The organism is Planctomicrobium stercoris (genome assembly GCF_051465655.1).
Classification (GTDB): Bacteria; Planctomycetota; Planctomycetia; order Planctomycetales; family Planctomycetaceae; genus Planctomicrobium.
In genome coordinates, this window is sequence record NZ_CP195791.1 from 5,597,684 (window position 1) to 5,616,110 (window position 18,427).

An 18,427-nucleotide genomic window follows, 5' to 3' on the forward strand; every position below is an offset into this window, starting at 1 on the left:
CCACGGAAGTCGCCGCACAGACGCCGCTGGCAGGTTCTGCCGATTCCAAAGCGGGAAAAGCCAATTCATCCCCAGCCCCGGGGTCGCTGCAGAGAAATTTCGGAGCAGAATTCAGCGTTCGCGATCGAATCGATCGACGCTCTGGCACCAAAAACAGCCCTCGCCGGCGTCCGCAAAGCCTGCTTTATTCGGATCGGCGACGCATCGACTCGAACTGGCAGTCCTCAGCCCCCCGATAACGGGCGCGCGGGCGGATCACTTCAGGCGACTCGCATTGCTCGAATGCGTGACAGCTCCACCCCACCAATCGTGCCGCTGCAAACAGCGGGCGGAACAGATCCCGATCCAGCTCCAGATACGTGAACAGCCGGGCCAGTGGCCAGTCGACGTTGGGAGGGAGCCGACGGTTGGTCCAGACCGCCCGTTCGACAGCATCCGCCAGCTTCTCCAGATCTGTTCGACCGCAGGCGTGCGAAAGACGTTCACATTCCAGTTCGAGAATGGCCGCTCGCGGATCGTAGTCCTGATAGACCGGATGACCGAATCCGGGAATGCGTTCCTCGAGTGGCTGTTCTGCCAGCCACTCCTCCGCGCGATCAGCTTCACCAATCTCATGCAGCACATCCAGAGGCCTGTCGTCCCCGCCCCCGTGCTCGATTCCCGTAAAGGCATCCAGAGCCGCCAGCACCGGACTGTATTGATTGGATCGCACAGAACCGACGATCCGCGCAACAAAACTGGCCGGATTGAATTCATGTTCGGCAGCGACAATGAACGCCACTTCGAGCGCCCGTTCATACAGGGCACAGGGAATCCTGCCGGTGATCACGTAGTAGATGTTTGCAATGTAGCTGAGCTCCGGACGCGGATCGAGCAACGGCAACCCGTGTCGAGTCCGGTGCCAGGCTGCAATCAGCATGGGCACCCGGGCCAGCAGACGCAGCGTCTGCGAATGACCGGCGTGCAGAAGATTCTCGTGTGGCTGCGAATCAGTCAGATTGAGAAGCCCGATGCCAACACGCAGCACATCCAGTGGAGGATTGTGCACCGGCAGCATCTCATAGACCTGCTGTACAATCGACGGAAGCTGCTGCTCCTCGGAGATGATGCTGAGGAAGTCTGCGAACTGTTCTTCGTCAGGCAGTTCATCAAAGAGCAACAGGTGTGCGACTTCGAGGAAGCTCGCCTCTTCCGCAAGGTCATGCAGACAGAAGCCGCGATACTGGAGACCACCGTCGATTCGGCAGATTTCCGTTTCGCCGGCGATCACACCCTTCAATCCGGGGTGATACAGTTCGTGAGCCATGAAAAAATCCCTCCGTGGAAATATCAGACTCCGTCCGACTGGCACATCCTAACGCACTGATCCTGTCCATGTCACGCGAAAACTGTGAAGGATTTTGACCGTTCCCGAGATCCTTGCTTCCGTTGCGAAGTCGTTGACATCGAAGATCGTTTTCCTTGTCCAGCTTCTCCACAGTGCTACAGTGAGGCAGAGATCTGTGTGCCGATTTCCGCACACGTCCGATGCCAGCAGAGAAGAGATGTCCGGCCCGGCCCACATCCCACCGGCACCGAAACTCTGCCCCGCAATAACTGACATCAAGAGAGAAGAGACACAGCGATGGAATATCGTCAGCTTGGCAACTCCGGTTTGAAAGTCCCTGTCCTCACGTTTGGGACCGGCACTTTCGGTGGAAATACAGAACTCTTCAAGGCCTGGGGAACTACGGATGTCGCCGAAGCAACGCGACTGGTCGACATCTGCCTGGAAGCCGGACTGAACATGTTCGACTCGGCGGATGTTTACTCCAAGGGGGTGGCTGAAGAGATTCTCGGACAAGCCATCAAAGGGCGGCGGGATCAGGTGCTGATCTCCACCAAAGGGACATTCCGGATGGGGCCCGGTCCGAATGATCTCGGGTCTTCACGCTATCACATCACCGAAGCGGTGAACGGCAGCCTGAAGCGACTGGGAGTCGACCACATCGATCTGTATCAGCTCCACAGCTTCGATGCTCAAACTCCAGTCGAAGAAACACTCTCCACGCTGGACGGTCTGGTGAAAGCAGGAAAAATTCGGTACATCGGCTGCTCGAACTACTCCGGGTGGCATCTGATGAAGTCACTCAGTGTTTCGGATCGCTATGGGTGGTCGAGGTACGTCGCTCATCAGGCCTACTATTCACTCGTGGGTCGCGACTACGAGTGGGAGCTGATGCCACTGGGACTCGACCAGAAGGTTGGCGGCGTCATCTGGAGCCCGCTCGGCTGGGGTCGTCTGACCGGAAAGATTCGACGTGGCCAGCCCTTGCCGGAAGCAAGCCGTCTGCAAAGCCAGCTCGCCGTCGACAAAGGTCCGCCGGTTCCGTTCGAACACGTCTACAAAGTGGTCGACGCCATTGACGAAATTGCCCAGGAGACCGGCAAGACCGTTCCGCAGATTGCTCTCAACTGGTTGCTGCAGCGTCCGAGCGTGTCGACGATCATTGTCGGTGCACGTAACGAAGAGCAGCTCAGACAGAATCTCGGCGCGGTCGGTTGGAACCTGACCCCCGAACAGGTGGCGAAACTCGATCAGGCGTCTGCGTTGACCCCCGCTTACCCGGTCTGGCATCAGCGAAGCACGTTTGGAGATCGCAATCCTCCAGCGGTCTGAGAATTCGAATGTTCGGGCTGACGTGGTATCAACTGTTCAACGACGTGGAAGCGGTGCTCTGGGGCATCGCTTCCATCACCGTTCTGTTCAAAACCCCCTGCAGCACGCCACAGCAAGTTTGGGCCGCGCGTCTAGGGGCGCTGTCGTTCTTTGTGTTCGGCATCACCGATCTCATTGAAGCTGCGCATGAAACCTGGATTCCACTCTGGCTTTGGGGACTCAAGTGCTTGTGCGGCGTCGGACTGATTTCATCCCGCTACATGTGGAAAGGTTGGAACCGGTTTCGCTGGACCGACCGGGAATTTCTATTCGGAGTCGGCTGCCTGCTGGCGGTTCTTGTTTTGATCAAGCTGCAGCATTCCTCCTTAAACCAGTCCCTGCCCTCTTCACAAACGAGAAAATTGAATCCTCTGGAGCACCGCGAGCGGACAACCGCAATCCGGCTGGCGGAATGACGCCAATGATCGCTCTGGACATCTTCCCCTTCGACAAAACCCGCTCATCACATAAGGGGGCGTGGTTCGGTCGACAAAATGAATCGAATTGTCCATGCTGACATTCTGAATTTGACTGCCTTGGCTTTCATCGCTTGAAACGGAGAAAACAGAACATGTCTCACGAGTACCCAAAGCTGCACAATGCGATGTGGCCCGGTTTGGTCGGGAAAGAGCCCGGCACCGACAACCCGCCAATTTCACTGGATCGCATGCTGGAATTGACCGCTGCAGCTGAAGTGAATGGTGTCAAGTTCGACGGCATCGACTACTTCCTGTTCCATCCGCACACCGATCCAGATGCGAGCGATGACGAGATCAAGGCGATCGCGGACAAAGTCGCTGGTTACGGGTTCACCATCGGTTCGCTGGTCGCCCCGATCTGGCCGGGCACCGTGGGTGATTCCGCCATGGGAGATGCTGCCGCGCGTAAGAAATTCGTGCTGGCGGTGGAAAAGGCCTGCCGCATCGCCCGTATCTTCAATGAACATGGTGTCCGTCAATACGGCGTCATCCGGATCGACTCCGCGACCGGCCCCGCTGCCTGGTACGATGATCCTCAGGGAAACACCAAGAAGATCGCGGAAACATTCCGGGCTGCCGCTCAGGTCGCTGCCGATCATGGAGAGCGCCTGGCTGCCGAAGGAGAGATCTGCTGGGCCGGAATGCATTCCTGGAAGAACATGGTCGACCTGCTGGAGGCCGTCGGCATGCCCGAAACGGTCGGCTTCCAGGCAGACCTGGCCCATACGTACCTCTACCTGATGGGGTACAACGCTCCGGAACATGCCCTGCTGAAGGAAGGTTATTCCGACGCGGAGTTCTGGGCTGCCTACAAGAAGATGACTGACGCTCTTCGTCCCTGGACCATCGACTTCCATGTGGCCCAGAACGACGGCAACGTGCACGGCACCGGCAGCCACGACAAGACCGGCAAGCACTGCCCCGCCGATGACCCCAACGGGAAGCTCGATATCGTCAAGTGCGCCGGCTATTGGCTGGAAGGTGCCGAAGAACGCGGAATCGAACACATCTGCTGGGACGGCTGCATGTTCCCCAACGCCATGCTGGAAACGCCAGCCACGTGGAACACCATCCTCAAAGCGATGATCAAAGTCCGCGACGCTCACGGCTGGGAATAATCCCGTCCACCGCAGCGAGCTTCGGATGCTCATCTGAAGAGTTCAAACCATTCCGCCGGTCAGCCCCACCGCTGATCGGCGGATTTTTATTTCAACGGCTCAGCGACAGACCGGAGCTTACGGAGCAGCGCCTCAACCTCGAGCTCTTTCGACCACTGATTGAGATATTCCTGATCAAGCCAGGAGTACTGGAGTTCATAGACCCGAAGCGAGTCCTGAAACTGCTTTTCACTTCCACCAGATGCCTGGCACCAGGCGAGTTTGGCGAGAATGGTATCTTCAGGACTGCTCACATCGACGGACAGGCCGTCGATGACTCGCGGCTGTTTGCGGTGAAAACGAGAGGTGTCAAATGGTGAATCTGTGAGGATCCAGAAGTCGACTTTGTCACCAGTTCGCAGATCAAGAAGATTGAACATCCGCTCCTGGGAAATCGCCTCCATGATCGCATCGCGAGACAAGTAAAAGTTGGGAGAAGTGAACTCGCTGATCAAAAAGTGAATCTGATCCGGCCGAATCTGAATCACGAGGTCGATATCGTGCGAAGAACGGGGTTCCCCCTGCAAGCTGGAAGCGAGCGAGCCGGTCACCATCACAGGGACCGCCGCAGTTTCCAGGACCCGGATCACATCGCTTAGTAATTTCGATTGTGACATTTTGCGAGTCGGTCCAGAAACAGCTGGTGAAATTCCACTTCCGGCAGGTCCGGAAACCGATCCCGCAGCCCTTCCCGAAAGACCCGTTTCGTGAGATCAGACAATTCGAAAGACTTGGCTGCCCGCGCTTCGGGCCCCATGGCCTCTAACACGCGGAGGTATTCCTGGTGATTCGGTCGCGACTTCAAAATTGCCTTTTGAGCGGTCACCAAATCTGAATTGTCGTTTGTCTGCTCGTTCATGAATCGCTGGAGTGCGTTGGTGCGGTCGATTTGAACTTTAACTTAACTCAACGGACGTTGAACTTCCAATCGCCCCCTCCTCGTCACGCCCTCTCAACGCGGCCGGAAGTGAACAGCGACAGGAAGAACCGTGTCTTCGGTCACTCCCGGCACGAAAAATACGAGCGGGGAACGCTGCTCCCCGCTCGTACATGTGGTCATCAAATACACCTGCTGATTACTCCGAATCGGATGGCAACTCGGCCGGGTAACTCGCAATCAACTCAGGCATGGGGACGGTCGGCGGGACCAAAGTGATTTCAGAAGCTGGGGACTCCGGTTCGACTGGGGACGACTCCGTCTGACGACCTCCTTCTTCCTTCTCTTTCTTCGGACTTTCTTTCTCCGGCTGACGGTCGCGATTCATGCGAGGGCCGCGGCCCGGACCAAACCCCGGTCGAGGCCCACCTTCACCGCGTCCAAACTCTGGTCGACGATCGCCGTCGCGGTCTCCGCGAGGTTCACGTGGGCCCCCCTCTTCAGGCAGAGGACGATTCGCTTCCGGACGTGGGCCTCGCCCAACCCCTTCCCCACGGGGTGGGCTGTGGCGTTCCCCTTCCGGGCGAGCACCCGGACGTGGATGATCCGGAGAACCTTTTCCATCCCTGTCGGCATGCTGTGGTGGGCGATGTCCCAGTCGTGCATGTTCGACATGACGACCGCCCTGATCCGCACGAGGACCTGCATGACGCTCGGTTCGTTCACCTTCCTGCTTGATCCAGGGACGATGGTGACCATGCTCGCCGAATGATCGTTCGAAGCGATCACCATGGAAGCGATCGAATCCCCCACGTTGGCCAAAGCCTCCGCGTCCTGCATCACGGTATGAGTGCATCGCAAAATGGCGCGGCCCCGGTCCGGAGAAGTGACGCTCCGAATGAAGGTATCCACCACCATAACCAAACCCTCGGCCGGCAAAATGAGGAGGCTGTCTGAATCCAGTCCGACCATGAAAGCCGGGATACGAGTCACGACCGAAGCGTGAAAACTGCCCCCGATGGAACCGATGAGCCGTCTGTCGATGCCAGCCCTGATGTGACGTCCGGACATGCGTCCGTCCGCGATATCCCCAACCTCGGCCGGCATGTGGATTGTGTCGTGCCTGCTGCACATGCCCCTGCAGCTTACTGGCCGCTTTGGCAAACTCTTCACGGCTGATTGACCCGTCTTTGTCGGCATCCAGTCGGTCAAAGAGGCCATTCACTCGCGCAGCTGAGTTTGGCTTGGCGCGGTGCTGATGATCTCCTTTGCGAGCAGCCGGCTTCTTTTCGGGCTTCTCCGATTTCACTTCGTCGGCAGGTTGCTCCTGATCGGGCTTCGTGGTGTCGTCGGCAAAGGCAACGCTCGACAGACATGTCATGCCGAGCACAAGGAACGAGAGTTTCCAGTGAGTGCGCATACAGGGACTCCTTGAATGCATGGGGGCCAGCGGCGGAAAGGGGCCGCTTCCGGGAACGCAGAGATCTTCCGTTTCTCAACGAGACGTTCGCTCCTGCATCACGCTTCAATCACAAGCGGAATGCAGCCTGGCGAAATCGACAGCTTCAACGGGAACGTGTTTCGGACGTCGCGAATTTGTCCGAATCTGATACCACTTGAAACACCCCGGGCCGGAAATGGTTCCGGTGGTTCCCGGAAGATTTCTGAGACTCCTGCGTCTGGCAGAAAATCGCCAACCAGCAATCAAACCCTGGCGTCAATAAACGTAGAGCAGATCGTTTCCATCCCGGACGCCTCCGTCCCCTCAAAACAAGATCCCACAAATGAGCCGACGCCCGGGAGTCTCTTGCTCGGGCGTCGGGGAATGTCGCAGGTGACTGTGGTCCGTTTTTCAGGGACCAGTGGAGATCACACGAATTGCCTGATCCTGGAAAACGGGATCCGCATAGTCTTCGGCATCGAGCTTCAACGTGACTTTCGAAGTCCCCGGCTGTTTCGCCAGGAGAGCGAGGTGGAAAGTCTCCTCCGCACCAGGAAGAAGTTCAGTCAACGCACGGAAGACAACCTGTTTTCCATTCTGATCGTACTCAACCGGTCCACGTGCCGAGACGAATTCCATCCCTTCCGGAAGAATGAACGTTGCCTGCACGTTTCGGCCGGCAGCGGTTCCGGAATTCTTGAGAGTCATCTGCAGCGTGACCCGTTCATTGACCAGCACAGTCCGCTGATCCGCACGATAATCGGGAGTCAGCTCGGCGAAGCCTTTGACACTCAGAACGGTCTCCAGCGAACTCTGGTTACCGGCATCATCGGCAGCGACGATCCGTCCGATATGCTCGCCAGGCTGCTTGGCAATGTAGAGCAGACTGATTTCGCGAGCCTGACCGGGCTTGAGTTCATCGAGCTTCCAGGTGACGACGCGTGAGCGGGAATCCCAACGGCCCCCCCCGGGGATGGCCGTCAGTTCAACACCGGGAGCCAATTTTTCCTGAACGGTGATTCCCTTCAATACTTCCGAAGAGGTATTGGCGACTTTCAGCATCACATTGGCAGGGCGACCGACAAACCGGTTTTCCGGACCGGTCCGTGTGATCTCAATCCGGGACTTGATCACGCTGACGTCCGCCCGTGTCTCGTCGTGAGTCTTTCCTTCATTGGTGACCATCGACTGGATGGTGTAGACCCCTTCCCGCTCAGCCTGAACCTGAAGATCGATGATCTTTTCCGCCCCGGGAGCGAGAACTCCGCTTTCGTATTCCAGATCATTTCCACCCGGATGCTTCAGACCCGGCGGCAGTATGGTCCGCAGAAACACCGACTTGGCGACTCCCTGTCCCTGATTCCGCAGGGTGAACTGGAAGCTCATTGGTTCGCCATGCACAACTTCCGTCGGCCCCGTCATGCCGATGGTCAGTTTTGGAGCATTCACTTTGATGCTCGCGGAGACTGTCGATGCGAAGGAGACCGTCGCCACGCTGCCGATCTGGCCGGCTTCAATCGGAACAACCTTCAACTGAATCTTGCGTTCTCCACCCGGTTCGATGGTTCCCAGCTGCCAGCTCAACTTGCCATCGTTCAGGTAGGCTTGTGGAATGGTCCCTTCCAGCTGTGCGCCACGTGGAATTCGGTCCTCAACCACGACGTCCTTGGCGTCGCTGCCTCCGACGTTCCGGATGATGATCGCGTAAATCACCGACTCACCCACTTCAGCTTCTGTGGGGGCGATTTTTTCAATTTTCAATTCGGGAGACTGCGGACCACGTGGAGCGTTGACGTCCAGTTCCGCGGTTCCGATCAACTGATTCGGAGTGGCCGCAGGTCCCGGGCTCGGGGGAATGGAAGCCCCACCCAGTTCGGGCATCACTTCCAGATTGTTCCCGGGAGGCACCGATGACGGAGCGGGCGAACCCTGCAGAGAAAATGCTGGAACCTGGGGAACGGATGGCTCTGGCAGGTTCAATTGCGTGGCAGGAATCGGCTCTGTGGGAGGCAACTCCGGCTTGGCGGCTGGGGGCAGAGGCAGCGGCAGCACCTCACTCATGGAAGCCGGGCTGGGAGTCGGTTCGACAGGTGCTGCGCGAGTCGACGAATTGGGAATGATGTCCGGCAGGACTTCACCGGTCGGGGGAAGCGGCGGCATGGAAGGAGGCCCCTGCTCTCCTGCCACGGGCTGAACCCCGGTCGGTTCGCGCAGACTTCGCAGCTCGGGTGCGAATCCACCTGCGGGGGTGACTTCAGGAAGCACTTCCGGTTCCGGCTGAGCCGGCAGTTCGGGAGCTGCTGTCGGAGCTGCTGTCGCGGGAGGAGCGCCAAACGGGTCAGACGAAAACGGGTCGCCAGCGGGCATCTCGCGAGTCGAAGGTTTCTCGGCTGCTGGCAGTGTGGGAAGCTCAGCCGGCATCAGCGGGGCAGCCTGAACGGGTCTGAGTTCCCGAGGAGCATCCACCGGGAAAACGCCACCGACGGTGCGTGCGGGTGCCAGCTCCGACTCGACTGCATCGGCAGTAACAACTCCTGAGTCCGATGCATCAGGGTCAGCTGCAGGGACTTCCATCCCCCCGAGCTCGGACCCCGTGGGGAGCAAGACCGGACCGGGATGCGAAGGGGGCAACCGGGTCAGACCCGGCATTTCGCGGGATCGTCCGACAGCCGGAGTTGGCTCGGGGAGTTCCGGAACAGTTTCCGCCATGGCAGCGGGACCAAATCGATTCGCGGGTCGATCCGCAGGTTCAGGGAGAGTCGCAGCAGCCAGTGTGGGCACCGGTTCAGACTCGACAGACTCCACCTGCTGATTGGGCAGCTCTGCGAATTCCTCGGAGGGACTCTCCGAGTTGGCTGCAAGCTCTGCGGGCATCGATTCGGTGGCAGGCAGGGGTTCGAGTTCGGAATTGCCAGCAGGAAGCGATTCGGGCAACGGCTGGGGGACTTCATTCATTCGCGCATTCGCGGTGCGCTCATCTTTGAAAAAGAGCGGAAACTCCGAATCATCCAGCTTTTGATCAGGTTTGGCTGCAGGGGCGGGCGAGGAAGTACTTGCCAGCGGGTCAAATGTCTGGGCCTCTTCGCTGTCCGATTCGGACTGCGTGGGCGCGGCAGCCAACGTCGGCCCCGGTTCCTGAGCGGATTTCGCCCCCGTCAGATTGAGCGGACGCCCCCAATCGGAAGCAGGTTCCGTGGATTCTTTCTCTTCAGCCTCGGGCGACTGCTCCTGCAGGGCGACAAACTCGCCGGGATTGATCTTATCCGCAGCCGTTTTCAGCCCGTCATGTGCCTGCCAGACAACAAAACAGCTGCTGCCAATAACACTTCCCAGAACCAAAAACTTGACGAACAGGTTCTGCATTTCAGGGAATCCTTTCCCAGCCGGCTGTTGCATCCGCAACAATTCTGGAACTCGAAAACTGGGGAATCGCACGTTGAAATCGAGGCAAATCTCAGGTCAGCCGATTCGTGCCGCCCGCACGCATTCGGAATTCATCGCCATTACAATCGGCAAAAACTGCTGATTGTCTCTCGAGTCATAGCAAAAAGTACAAGGAGAGGTAAAGGCTAAGTCTGATCGGCGGAATTCGCCGAAAAAGAAGTTGTTTTTTGTCCCGACCCTGTTTGAATGCACGAAATGGGAACAATACACTGACTGGCTGAAACTGAAGGATTGATCCGATCGACTAGATGGGGAAGCTCAAGCCGGGTTTACGGATTGCTTAAACCGTGCCGATGCCAGCTCGTCCCGTGGCCGATACAACTGAAACGTGCTGTCTTACTCGGGACCTGCTGGCCCCTGGAGATCGCATTCGAAATGGAGTGCAAATGCGCAAACGCCAAAATCTGACTTGGACCATTCTCTGCAGCTGCCTTTCAATCTGGGCAGCATCGAGAAGCTGGGGATTTGAAGACGGTGCGAATCCCGTCGGGCTGAACGGCCTGATTCCATCCTACGCCCCGGAAGGTCTGACCGACGAAGACTTCAAGAACCTGCAGGAGTCGATCGACGCCTCCTGGAAACCCTGGGTTGAAGAAACCGGGAAATTCGTCAAAGAATTCTACGAAGGAAACGCCCAGACCGTAGCCGAACAACGTGTGGCACTTCAGCGGCTCCAGGTCAAACTGGGAACGCTTGAAAAGGCACTGGCTGATCCCCGCTACCGTTCGATTCATCGGCAATTGCAGTCGCTGTATGGAAAACTGGGACCTGAGGCGAGCCTCGCTCAGGCCTTCCTCGATACGCTGACTCTGGAACCCGCCGCCGCCCGCGCAGAACGCCTCGAACCGGCATTCAACCAGCTGCATCAGGCTGTCGACGCCCTTCAGGCAGATCTGAAGACCTACCGCAACGGAAACGACTGGGTCACCTGGATCCGCCTCGACCAGCTGAAGAATCTGAAAGCAGACGACCCGGCCGCTCCTGCGATCGTTGATCAACTGCTGACCAAACTCGGAAACCGCGAAACCTACACTCCGGAAATCCGCGACTTCGTCAGCCGTGAACCGTTCCTCGCCGTCGAAGACGCGCTGCAGGCCATTCACAACGCCGCAACTCAGGAAGTCGTCTCCGAACCGGCCGAACTTCGTTCACTGTATACACAGCTGATCGAAGCACTGAACGCCTATCACACCGAGCCCAGCACGCCAAACGAAACGAAGATCCGACAGATCCTCGAAGAAGTGCGAGCCAAATCTCCGGATGGCGGAGTTGCCGTCGCCGGCGCGCTCGGTCGCAACTACCTGAACTACAACCTGCGTCTGGCCGTGTCCGAAGGATTCGTCAACCGGTTCTTCTCGGAAACCCGACGTGAGCAAAGCCAGATCCGTGATCGGGTGATGCAGGCCAGCGTCTATGGATACCAGTGCTCTGACGTCACCACCCGTCTGGATCTGGTCCCCAGCGAAGTGAACGCCAAGTTCAATCTGCAGCTCACCGGGACCATTTTCGCCAACACAAACGGCGTCACCAGCCAGGCCACGATCCACACGATCGGCCGTCACAGCTTCAACGGCAGCAAACTGGTGGCTTTCGACGGACAGAATTTCTACCTCGAACCCGGACATGTTTCGGCTCGGGCAAACAATCAGACCGTTGGAGCAACCACGAAGTTCAGCCGCGTCCCCCTCTTCGGGCGGGTCGCCAACAACATTGCTGTCCGCAAGGCCAACGAGTTGCGTCCGCAGACGAATGCCCTGGCTGTCCGGAAGATCACCGATCAGGTCAGTGAAGAACTCGAACGCGAAGCAGCTGAACAGTTCGCCAACGCCAGCAAGCAGCTGCAGACCAAGACCTACGGACCGCTGCGGAAGTACAATCTGTATCCGGACGTCATGGCTCTGAGCACAACCGATTCCGAGCTGCGGCTCTGGACCCGGCTGATGGATTCCGATGAAATTGCCGGATCGCAGGCAGTCCCCATCGCGTCCATTCCTTCCGACGGCATGGTCGCACAGATTCACGAAAGCCTGCTCTCGCACGCCTTCGACCGTCTGGGCCTCAACGGCAAAACCATGACGGAAGATGAAGTCCGTCAGTTGCTCGAAAGCCGCCTGAGCGAAATTCTCGATCGCAAGGTCGAAATTCCGAAGCCCGCCGGCCAGGCGGACGCCTCGGAACAGGCTGCCAATACGCTCGTCTTCGCCGAAGAAGATCCAGTCCGTTTCACGATTCGTGACGGAGTGGTCACCGTATTCATTCAGGCCGGCTTGAAGCGGGACAATGGGGACGACATCCCCACACAGATCATCTCGGTGCCCTTCCAGCCGACGCTGCAGGGCGACAAGATCATCCTGACCCGCGGCAACGTTGGTGTGAAGCCTGTCGTTCGCCCACCCAGCGTCGCTGCTCAGGTGGCCCGTGCCCAGGTGATGCGACAAAAGATTCAGAGCGCATTGCCCGAACAGTCTGTGAACCGCACGATGGAAGTCAAAACCCAGAACGACAAAGTCGTGAAGCTGACTGTCGCAGACATCGTCGCTGAAGGGGGCTGGCTGGTGCTGACGATCAAGTAATCGTCTCCCACATCGCCTGATGATTGGACTTTAAGAGCGTTTAGTCGCACACTTCACTGGTGTGACTAAACGTTTCTTTTTTTGATGGCTGACGATCCGGCATGAGCGAATCCAAAGACCTGACCCCCAGCGAAAAGATGCGGGCAGCGTTGCCAAACGATTCCCGGGATTCCCGCACCCGGCCCTGGCTGGCAATCCTGACCGGCATGTTCGCCGCCCTCTTCCTCATCGGCTGCTGCGTTTGCGGCATCGCAGCCTGGTGGTTTCGCCCTCTCATCCGCGAAAACCCCGAGCAGGCCAAATCCCTGACCCAGCAGATTGTCGACATTGCCATTCCCGAACCGTTCCAGCCCCATGGGCTCATCGACTGGAATCTTGCCTTTGTCATGCACCTGCGGGGGGTCTACTACGAGCGATATGTTGGAGACGGAGTCCTGACGCTGCTGGAGGTCAACACACAGCTGTCGCACGATGAGACCATCCGCAACCACATCCGCAAGACCTTGCTGGAAGAAGGGGCGGGAGGCACCGAATTGATCGTCGACCATTCCCAGACGCACCGCGAGATTTTCACGATCTCAGGGCAGCAGATCCCGTTTACTTTCGAGGTCGCCCGGGACGGAGCGGAGATCTTCCATCTGGTGGAAGGAGTCTTCCCCGGCAAGAACGGCCAGGTCCTGCTGACGATGCGAGTGGACGAACTGCATTGGAAGAACGAGGCCGATTTCGCAGCTGTCGAGCCGGGGAAACCCGCTTCGATCGTCCCGATCTGGGTCTGGGACATGATCTCGTCCATCGGGCATCCGCCGCGTCAGGACTTCGTCCCGTCGGGACAGGAATCAGGGGATAGGAATTAGGGGTTAGGAGTTAGCGACCCACTACCCACTACCCACTACCCTCACGACGCTTCCCGCAGTCGCAGCAACGGTGTCTCAATCGACACCATCGTATTGGGCGGGACGCTCTTCGTCAGCCAGACGCTGGCGCCGACCACGGAATTCTCGCCGATGACCGTCATCCCTCCCAGAATGGTGGCATTGGCGTAAATCACCACGCCATTTTCCAGCGTGGGATGCCGCTTGGTTCCCCGTACCAGGTTCCCTTCACCATCCTTGGCGAAGCTGACTGCTCCCAGCGTGACCCCCTGATAGATCTTCACCCCCGTGCCGATCTTGCAGGTCTCCCCAATCACGACGCCGGTCCCGTGGTCGATGAAGAAGGAAGGGCCAATCGAAGCTCCGGGATGAATATCAATTCCGGTCAGGCTGTGGGAGTGCTCCGACATCATCCGGGGAATCAGTGGAATTTTCTGCCGGTACAGCTGATGGGCGATGCGATGCACCGTCACCGCTTCCAGACCCGGATAGCAGAAGATGATTTCATCCAGACCGCTGGCCGCCGGGTCGCCGTCGTAGGCTGCCTGAACGTCTGTCGCGAGCAGCTTCCGCATCTCCGGCAGCGATTCCAGGAACTCGATGGCCGCCTGCTGGCCGCGAGCTTCGAAATCCATGAGTTTCCGTTGATTGCAGTCGGAGCCGTGCTGACGATCGTAATCGTATCTCAGAGCCCGGCTGATCTGCTGGGTCAACTTGTCGTGGAGACCGTCAATCAGGTCGCCCACATAATACGTGACGTTCCCCAGGTGCAGGTTCTGGCGACGCCGGTAGCCGGGATAGAGGATCTCTTTCAGGTCGTCGAGGATTTCGACCACAGCTCCGGTGCTGGGAAGCGGACAATGCCCCAGGTGATTGACGGTGCCAATGTCCTGATAGCTGTCCACGATACGATCCGTGAGCGAGCTGAGCTGTTCTTTGAGACGAAAATCGGTAGCCATGTGTGTGATCCGAAGCAGAATCGCGTTGAATTCCGACCGCCTGCCGGGCGTTCGGTCCCCATCCTGAGCAGTTTTCCGGCCTCCCGCCGGTCAGCGACACAATTCCCGCTCCCGCCGGCAACCGGGCCAAGCTGGCCGTCGGGCAGGGGAGATCCATCGGGTCATAGAGTGATACGACTCGATCAGCATCGTCATCGCAATAATACCACAAGCGACCAGAAGTGAGATATTCCGCTTCGCAGTTGATCGTAATTCCCGACAGGCCCTGAGACAGAGAACTCAACACATTCCCTTGTCTGAATCGCACCCGGGACACCCAGGCGCGTTCTCTGAAATTTTATCGCGGCCAATTTCGGACGATCAAGCGTCGTTACAATCGGATGAAAACAGAGCCGGACTGTATCGAAAATTCTTTCCCCGCTGACGGAACTGCCAGCGAACTTCTCCGAATCGTCACCCCTTCACATCTTCACTCAGTTTGACAAGCGGTGAAACGGATTCCCCTGCTCTTCGACGAATTCACACGGCGAATTCCGCCGATTCCCCACGTTCCCGCTCACTCATTTTCGTCAGGCGACTTCGTCAAAAGCTGCGACAATCTGGCTTTGCACCGACCGCCGATGAGTTAGAATTCTCCTGTCGACAATTCTTCTCCCTGTCCACCACGCGACATCTTCTCCCATGCCAATTTACGTCTACGAAATCATTTGCGACGACGGCTCACCCGGAGAAACCTTCGAGGTGCTGCAGCGGATCTCCGATCCCCCGTTGACCCAACATCCGGAAACCGGAGTGCCAGTCCAGCGTGTCATTCAGCCTCCGTTCATCGGCGGGACATGGTCCGACGGGGCGATGCACAAAAACGTTTCTGACGACCAAAAGCTTGATCGACTCGGATTCACCAAGTACGTGAAGGCGGGCGACGGATTCTACGAGAAGCGGGCCGGCAAGGGGCCGGACGTCATCTCGCGTGACGCTCCGCTCCGGGGGGACAGTCTCGGGCACCTGGACTGATCGCAGGCCGATTCCTCCCGTGGAGACAGAGTTCCGGATGCGCTGGCCCATTCGAAATCAAATTCTGCTTCCGCTGGTGGCCTTGCAACTGCTCGTGGTGGTCGGCGTGACCTGGCTGGCTGCCTGGTCCTCCCTGCGTCGCGTCGAAAGAGATGTCCGCAGTCGATTTCAGGATCTGGCCACGACAATTCAAGGGTCAAACTTCCCTCTTACGTCGACGGTGCTCGAACAGATGCACCGTCTCTCGGGGGCAGATTTTCTTATCCTGAGCCCGCAGGGGGAGATTCAGTCCTCCACTCTCTCCCCCTCCGAAACCCGGGAGCTCCAACGGAACCTTGACGAGAACGAAAAACCTTCGAGCAACACAGCAAATGCCGTCCGCGTTGAGCAGAGGTCCTATCTGACGAACCGCGTGCCGATTCGCCATTACGGGTCGCCGGCCGATGTGTTGATTCTGTACCCGGAGTCGCAGGTTCAATCGGCTCGAGATGATGCCATTCGCGGCCCGGTTCTGCTCGGACTTCTCACCCTGGCACTCACCACGATTGCAGTGATCTTCGTCGCACAGAGGATCGGCAAACGGATTCAGGCCATTGAGCGTCAGGTGGCGAGGGTCGCCAGTGGAAACTTCGAGCCGATCCCCTTGAAGAGTCGCAGCGACGAGTTGAGAGACCTGTCGGCGTCAGTCAATCAAATGAGTGTGCAGCTCGACCGCATGGCCAGCCGCATCCGCGAGACCGAGCGAGCGGAGCTGGTGAAACAACTGGCTGGCGGCATCGCTCATCAACTCCGGAATTCGCTCACCGGCGCCCGACTCGCGCTGCAACTGCATCGTCGCCGATGTCCACTTGAAAACGATGAGAGTCTCTCGGTCTCCCTGCATCAGTTGTCACTCACGGAAGAGCAGATTCGCGGGCTTGTGGCACTCATCCGTGATGAGCACCGTCCTCGCGTTGCGGGATCGCTGAGTGCCATCGCCAGCGAAGTCGCAGCCCTGGTACGCCCGATGTGCGAACATCGACAGATTCGCTTCGACTGCGCCGGACCAGACGAAGACCTTTCGCTGGAAGACGCGGATCAAATTCGTGCAGCGATCCTCAACCTCTGCATCAATGCGATTGAAGCAACCTCCACAGGGGGAGCGGTACATCTTCGTCTGGAAGCTCGAAACGGCATCGCCACGATTGATGTCACTGACGACGGCCCCGGGGTGACCGCAACAGAACTCGGCCGGATTTTCGACCCCTTCCATTCCACCAAGGCGGACGGAATGGGGCTGGGACTGGCATTGGTGAAACAAACTGCCGAAGATCATGGCGGGAGCATTCAGTACCTGCGTGAGGGTTCAACCACGACCTTCCGGCTGACCTGTCGGGGCCAGTCCGGACGGCCTTCCTCACCACGCATGGAAGCGGTCCCCTGACCAGGCCGACGTTCACAGCTGCAGCATCGAGTCTTTTATGAGCCGGATTCTGGTTGTCGACGACGAACCTTCGATCTGCTGGTCGTTCGAGCAGGCCCTCAGCGATGCTGGCCACGTGGTGACTTCCGCATCGACTGCCGAAATCGCCTTACAGGCGATGGAGACCTTTGATCCGGAACTGATTCTGCTTGATTACAGACTTCCCGGAATGGACGGTCTGTGCGCGATTCGCGAAATTCAATCAGCCAGTTCTCCGGCTCCCGTCATTCTGATGACTGCTTTCGGGAGTCTCGATCTGGCAGTGAACGCCCTTGGGCAAGGGGCGTTCGATTATCTCCCCAAGCCATTCGACCTGGATGATGCCGTCGCGGTCATCACACGCGCACTGGCCAGCAGGGACGCAATACTGACTCCCCGGCCTTCCCACTCAGACTCTCAGTCGGAGATCGTCGGAACCTCGCGAGGGATTCAAGAAGTCTTCCGGCAGATTGCTCTCGTCGCCAGACTCAACGTCCCCGTATTGATCTCCGGGGAAAGCGGTGTGGGAAAAGAACTGGTCGCCCGCGCGATCCACCGCTACAGCGGACGTCACCCCGACAAGTTCATTCCCATCTGCGTCCCCGCCCTGAACGAAAGCGTCCTTGAAAGTGAGCTGTTCGGACACGTGCGGGGAGCATTCACCGGTGCCGATCGCAACCGGCTGGGACTGCTTCAACAGGCACACAGCGGGACAGCATTCTTCGATGAAATCGGCGATATCCCGCTGGCCCAGCAGATCAAACTGTTGCGAGTCCTTGAAGATCGCCAGGTCGTCCCGGTCGGGGGAGATGCTGTTCAGGCTGCGGAATTTCGACTGATCGCAGCAACACATCAGCCGCTGGAGTCGATGGTCGCACAAGGCACCTTCCGACAGGACCTCTTCTATCGGCTGAATGTCTTTCGAATTCATATCCCGCCATTGCGTGAACGGGTCGAAGACATCGCAGCGCTTGCGGAACAGTTCCTGAAGCAGATGGATCCCGACGGATTGATTTCGCTCAGCGAAGAGACGCTGACGGAATTGAAGCGGCGTCGCTGGAAGGGAAATGTTCGCGAACTCAGAAGCGCCATTCAACATGCAGCGGTACTCTGCCGGACAGGGGTGATCACTCCAGACTGTCTGCCTGCCGAGATGCCCGACTTCCAGCCGGCCCCTCCTTCCACCATCGAACAGATCCTCTCCGTGCTGCAGGGCTGGGCGGAGCAGCAGATCCCCACTGCCGATCCCAATGACCCGCAGAGTTTGCTTTACGAACGGTTCCTGCAGGTCTTCGAACCTCCCATTCTCTCTGCTGCTTTGACTGCAGCGAAGGGGAATCGGAAGTCAGCGGCGGACATTCTGGGGCTGCACCGGGAGACTCTTCGCAAGCGGCTTCGAAGACATGGTCTCGAGGAGAACGACTCCACGGACGCGATGAATTCCCGTTGATAATCATGTCTTCAAGAGT

At 58.2% G+C, this 18,427-nt stretch carries 14 protein-coding genes; 8 read left to right on the top strand and 6 right to left on the bottom strand.

Going from position 1 to position 18,427, the window contains the following annotated elements:
• Positions 1-184: 184 nt before the first annotated feature.
• Complete coding sequence (locus SH661x_RS22705; protein WP_437226353.1) at positions 185-1,306, bottom strand: citrate/2-methylcitrate synthase; 1,122 nt, start codon at positions 1,304-1,306, stop codon at positions 185-187.
• 318 nt (positions 1,307-1,624) lie between these two features.
• Between SH661x_RS22705 and SH661x_RS22710 the strand changes: the two genes are divergently transcribed.
• From SH661x_RS22710 to SH661x_RS22720, 3 genes are all read left to right on the top strand, one after another.
• Positions 1,625-2,659 (top strand): aldo/keto reductase, encoded by a 1,035-nt coding sequence (locus tag SH661x_RS22710; protein ID WP_437226355.1) that lies wholly within the window; start codon positions 1,625-1,627, stop codon positions 2,657-2,659.
• Positions 2,660-2,667: 8 nt separating this feature from the next.
• On the top strand, positions 2,668-3,114 hold the full coding sequence (locus SH661x_RS22715; protein WP_437226357.1) for a hypothetical protein: 447 nt from the start codon (positions 2,668-2,670) through the stop codon (positions 3,112-3,114).
• 155 nt (positions 3,115-3,269) lie between these two features.
• Positions 3,270-4,295 (top strand): sugar phosphate isomerase/epimerase family protein, encoded by a 1,026-nt coding sequence (locus SH661x_RS22720; RefSeq protein ID WP_437226359.1) that lies wholly within the window; start codon positions 3,270-3,272, stop codon positions 4,293-4,295.
• A gap of 86 nt (positions 4,296-4,381) precedes the next feature.
• Here SH661x_RS22720 and SH661x_RS22725 read toward each other — a convergent pair whose 3' ends face one another.
• From SH661x_RS22725 to SH661x_RS22740, 4 genes are all read right to left on the bottom strand, one after another.
• Entirely contained in the window at positions 4,382-4,951 is a 570-nt protein-coding gene (locus tag SH661x_RS22725) for a hypothetical protein (protein WP_437226361.1), read from the bottom strand.
• Complete coding sequence (locus SH661x_RS22730) at positions 4,930-5,193, bottom strand: hypothetical protein (RefSeq protein WP_437226363.1); 264 nt, start codon at positions 5,191-5,193, stop codon at positions 4,930-4,932. Before SH661x_RS22730 ends, SH661x_RS22725 begins: the two co-directional genes overlap by 22 nt.
• A 217-nt stretch (positions 5,194-5,410) precedes the next feature.
• Positions 5,411-6,631: a hypothetical protein gene (locus tag SH661x_RS22735; RefSeq protein WP_437226365.1), complete on the bottom strand. Its 1,221-nt coding sequence runs from the start codon at positions 6,629-6,631 to the stop codon at positions 5,411-5,413.
• Between the two features lie 432 nt (positions 6,632-7,063).
• Positions 7,064-10,015 (bottom strand): hypothetical protein, encoded by a 2,952-nt coding sequence (locus tag SH661x_RS22740; RefSeq protein WP_437226367.1) that lies wholly within the window; start codon positions 10,013-10,015, stop codon positions 7,064-7,066.
• Positions 10,016-10,482: 467 nt separating this feature from the next.
• Between SH661x_RS22740 and SH661x_RS22745 the strand changes: the two genes are divergently transcribed.
• Together SH661x_RS22745 and SH661x_RS22750 are read left to right on the top strand one after the other, a co-directional pair.
• Positions 10,483-12,669: a hypothetical protein gene (locus SH661x_RS22745; protein ID WP_437226368.1), complete on the top strand. Its 2,187-nt coding sequence runs from the start codon at positions 10,483-10,485 to the stop codon at positions 12,667-12,669.
• 101 nt (positions 12,670-12,770) lie between these two features.
• Complete coding sequence (locus SH661x_RS22750; RefSeq protein ID WP_437226370.1) at positions 12,771-13,526, top strand: hypothetical protein; 756 nt, start codon at positions 12,771-12,773, stop codon at positions 13,524-13,526.
• A gap of 41 nt (positions 13,527-13,567) precedes the next feature.
• On the opposite strand, the gene epsC is transcribed toward SH661x_RS22750, so the two are convergent.
• Positions 13,568-14,503: a serine O-acetyltransferase EpsC gene (gene epsC, locus SH661x_RS22755; protein ID WP_437226371.1), complete on the bottom strand. Its 936-nt coding sequence runs from the start codon at positions 14,501-14,503 to the stop codon at positions 13,568-13,570.
• Positions 14,504-15,184: 681 nt separating this feature from the next.
• Here epsC and SH661x_RS22760 point away from each other — a divergent pair.
• Genes SH661x_RS22760 through SH661x_RS22770 form a run of 3 tightly spaced genes read left to right on the top strand, consistent with a single transcriptional unit; the run spans position 15,185 to position 18,408 of the window.
• The gene (locus tag SH661x_RS22760; RefSeq protein ID WP_437226373.1) at positions 15,185-15,517 is read left to right on the top strand and encodes an FmdB family zinc ribbon protein; all 333 of its coding nucleotides are present in this window, start codon (positions 15,185-15,187) and stop codon (positions 15,515-15,517) included.
• 37 nt (positions 15,518-15,554) lie between these two features.
• Positions 15,555-16,940, top strand: coding sequence for a sensor histidine kinase (locus tag SH661x_RS22765; protein ID WP_437226375.1), 1,386 nt, complete (start codon positions 15,555-15,557; stop codon positions 16,938-16,940).
• Positions 16,941-16,977: 37 nt separating this feature from the next.
• Positions 16,978-18,408 carry a sigma-54-dependent transcriptional regulator gene (locus tag SH661x_RS22770; RefSeq protein WP_437226377.1) on the top strand — a complete coding sequence of 477 codons (1,431 nt, stop codon included), beginning with the start codon at positions 16,978-16,980 and terminating at the stop codon, positions 18,406-18,408.
• Positions 18,409-18,427: the final 19 nt, after the last annotated feature.

Coding starts and splice junctions, on each gene's coding strand:
- SH661x_RS22705 (WP_437226353.1), bottom strand. CDS start 1,306: ATGGCTCACGAACTGTATCACCCCGGATTGAAGGGTGTGATCGCCGGC.
- SH661x_RS22710 (WP_437226355.1), top strand. CDS start 1,625: ATGGAATATCGTCAGCTTGGCAACTCCGGTTTGAAAGTCCCTGTCCTC.
- SH661x_RS22715 (WP_437226357.1), top strand. CDS start 2,668: ATGTTCGGGCTGACGTGGTATCAACTGTTCAACGACGTGGAAGCGGTG.
- SH661x_RS22720 (WP_437226359.1), top strand. CDS start 3,270: ATGTCTCACGAGTACCCAAAGCTGCACAATGCGATGTGGCCCGGTTTG.
- SH661x_RS22725 (WP_437226361.1), bottom strand. CDS start 4,951: ATGTCACAATCGAAATTACTAAGCGATGTGATCCGGGTCCTGGAAACT.
- SH661x_RS22730 (WP_437226363.1), bottom strand. CDS start 5,193: ATGAACGAGCAGACAAACGACAATTCAGATTTGGTGACCGCTCAAAAG.
- SH661x_RS22735 (WP_437226365.1), bottom strand. CDS start 6,631: ATGCGCACTCACTGGAAACTCTCGTTCCTTGTGCTCGGCATGACATGT.
- SH661x_RS22740 (WP_437226367.1), bottom strand. CDS start 10,015: ATGCAGAACCTGTTCGTCAAGTTTTTGGTTCTGGGAAGTGTTATTGGC.
- SH661x_RS22745 (WP_437226368.1), top strand. CDS start 10,483: ATGCGCAAACGCCAAAATCTGACTTGGACCATTCTCTGCAGCTGCCTT.
- SH661x_RS22750 (WP_437226370.1), top strand. CDS start 12,771: ATGAGCGAATCCAAAGACCTGACCCCCAGCGAAAAGATGCGGGCAGCG.
- epsC (WP_437226371.1), bottom strand. CDS start 14,503: ATGGCTACCGATTTTCGTCTCAAAGAACAGCTCAGCTCGCTCACGGAT.
- SH661x_RS22760 (WP_437226373.1), top strand. CDS start 15,185: ATGCCAATTTACGTCTACGAAATCATTTGCGACGACGGCTCACCCGGA.
- SH661x_RS22765 (WP_437226375.1), top strand. CDS start 15,555: ATGCGCTGGCCCATTCGAAATCAAATTCTGCTTCCGCTGGTGGCCTTG.
- SH661x_RS22770 (WP_437226377.1), top strand. CDS start 16,978: ATGAGCCGGATTCTGGTTGTCGACGACGAACCTTCGATCTGCTGGTCG.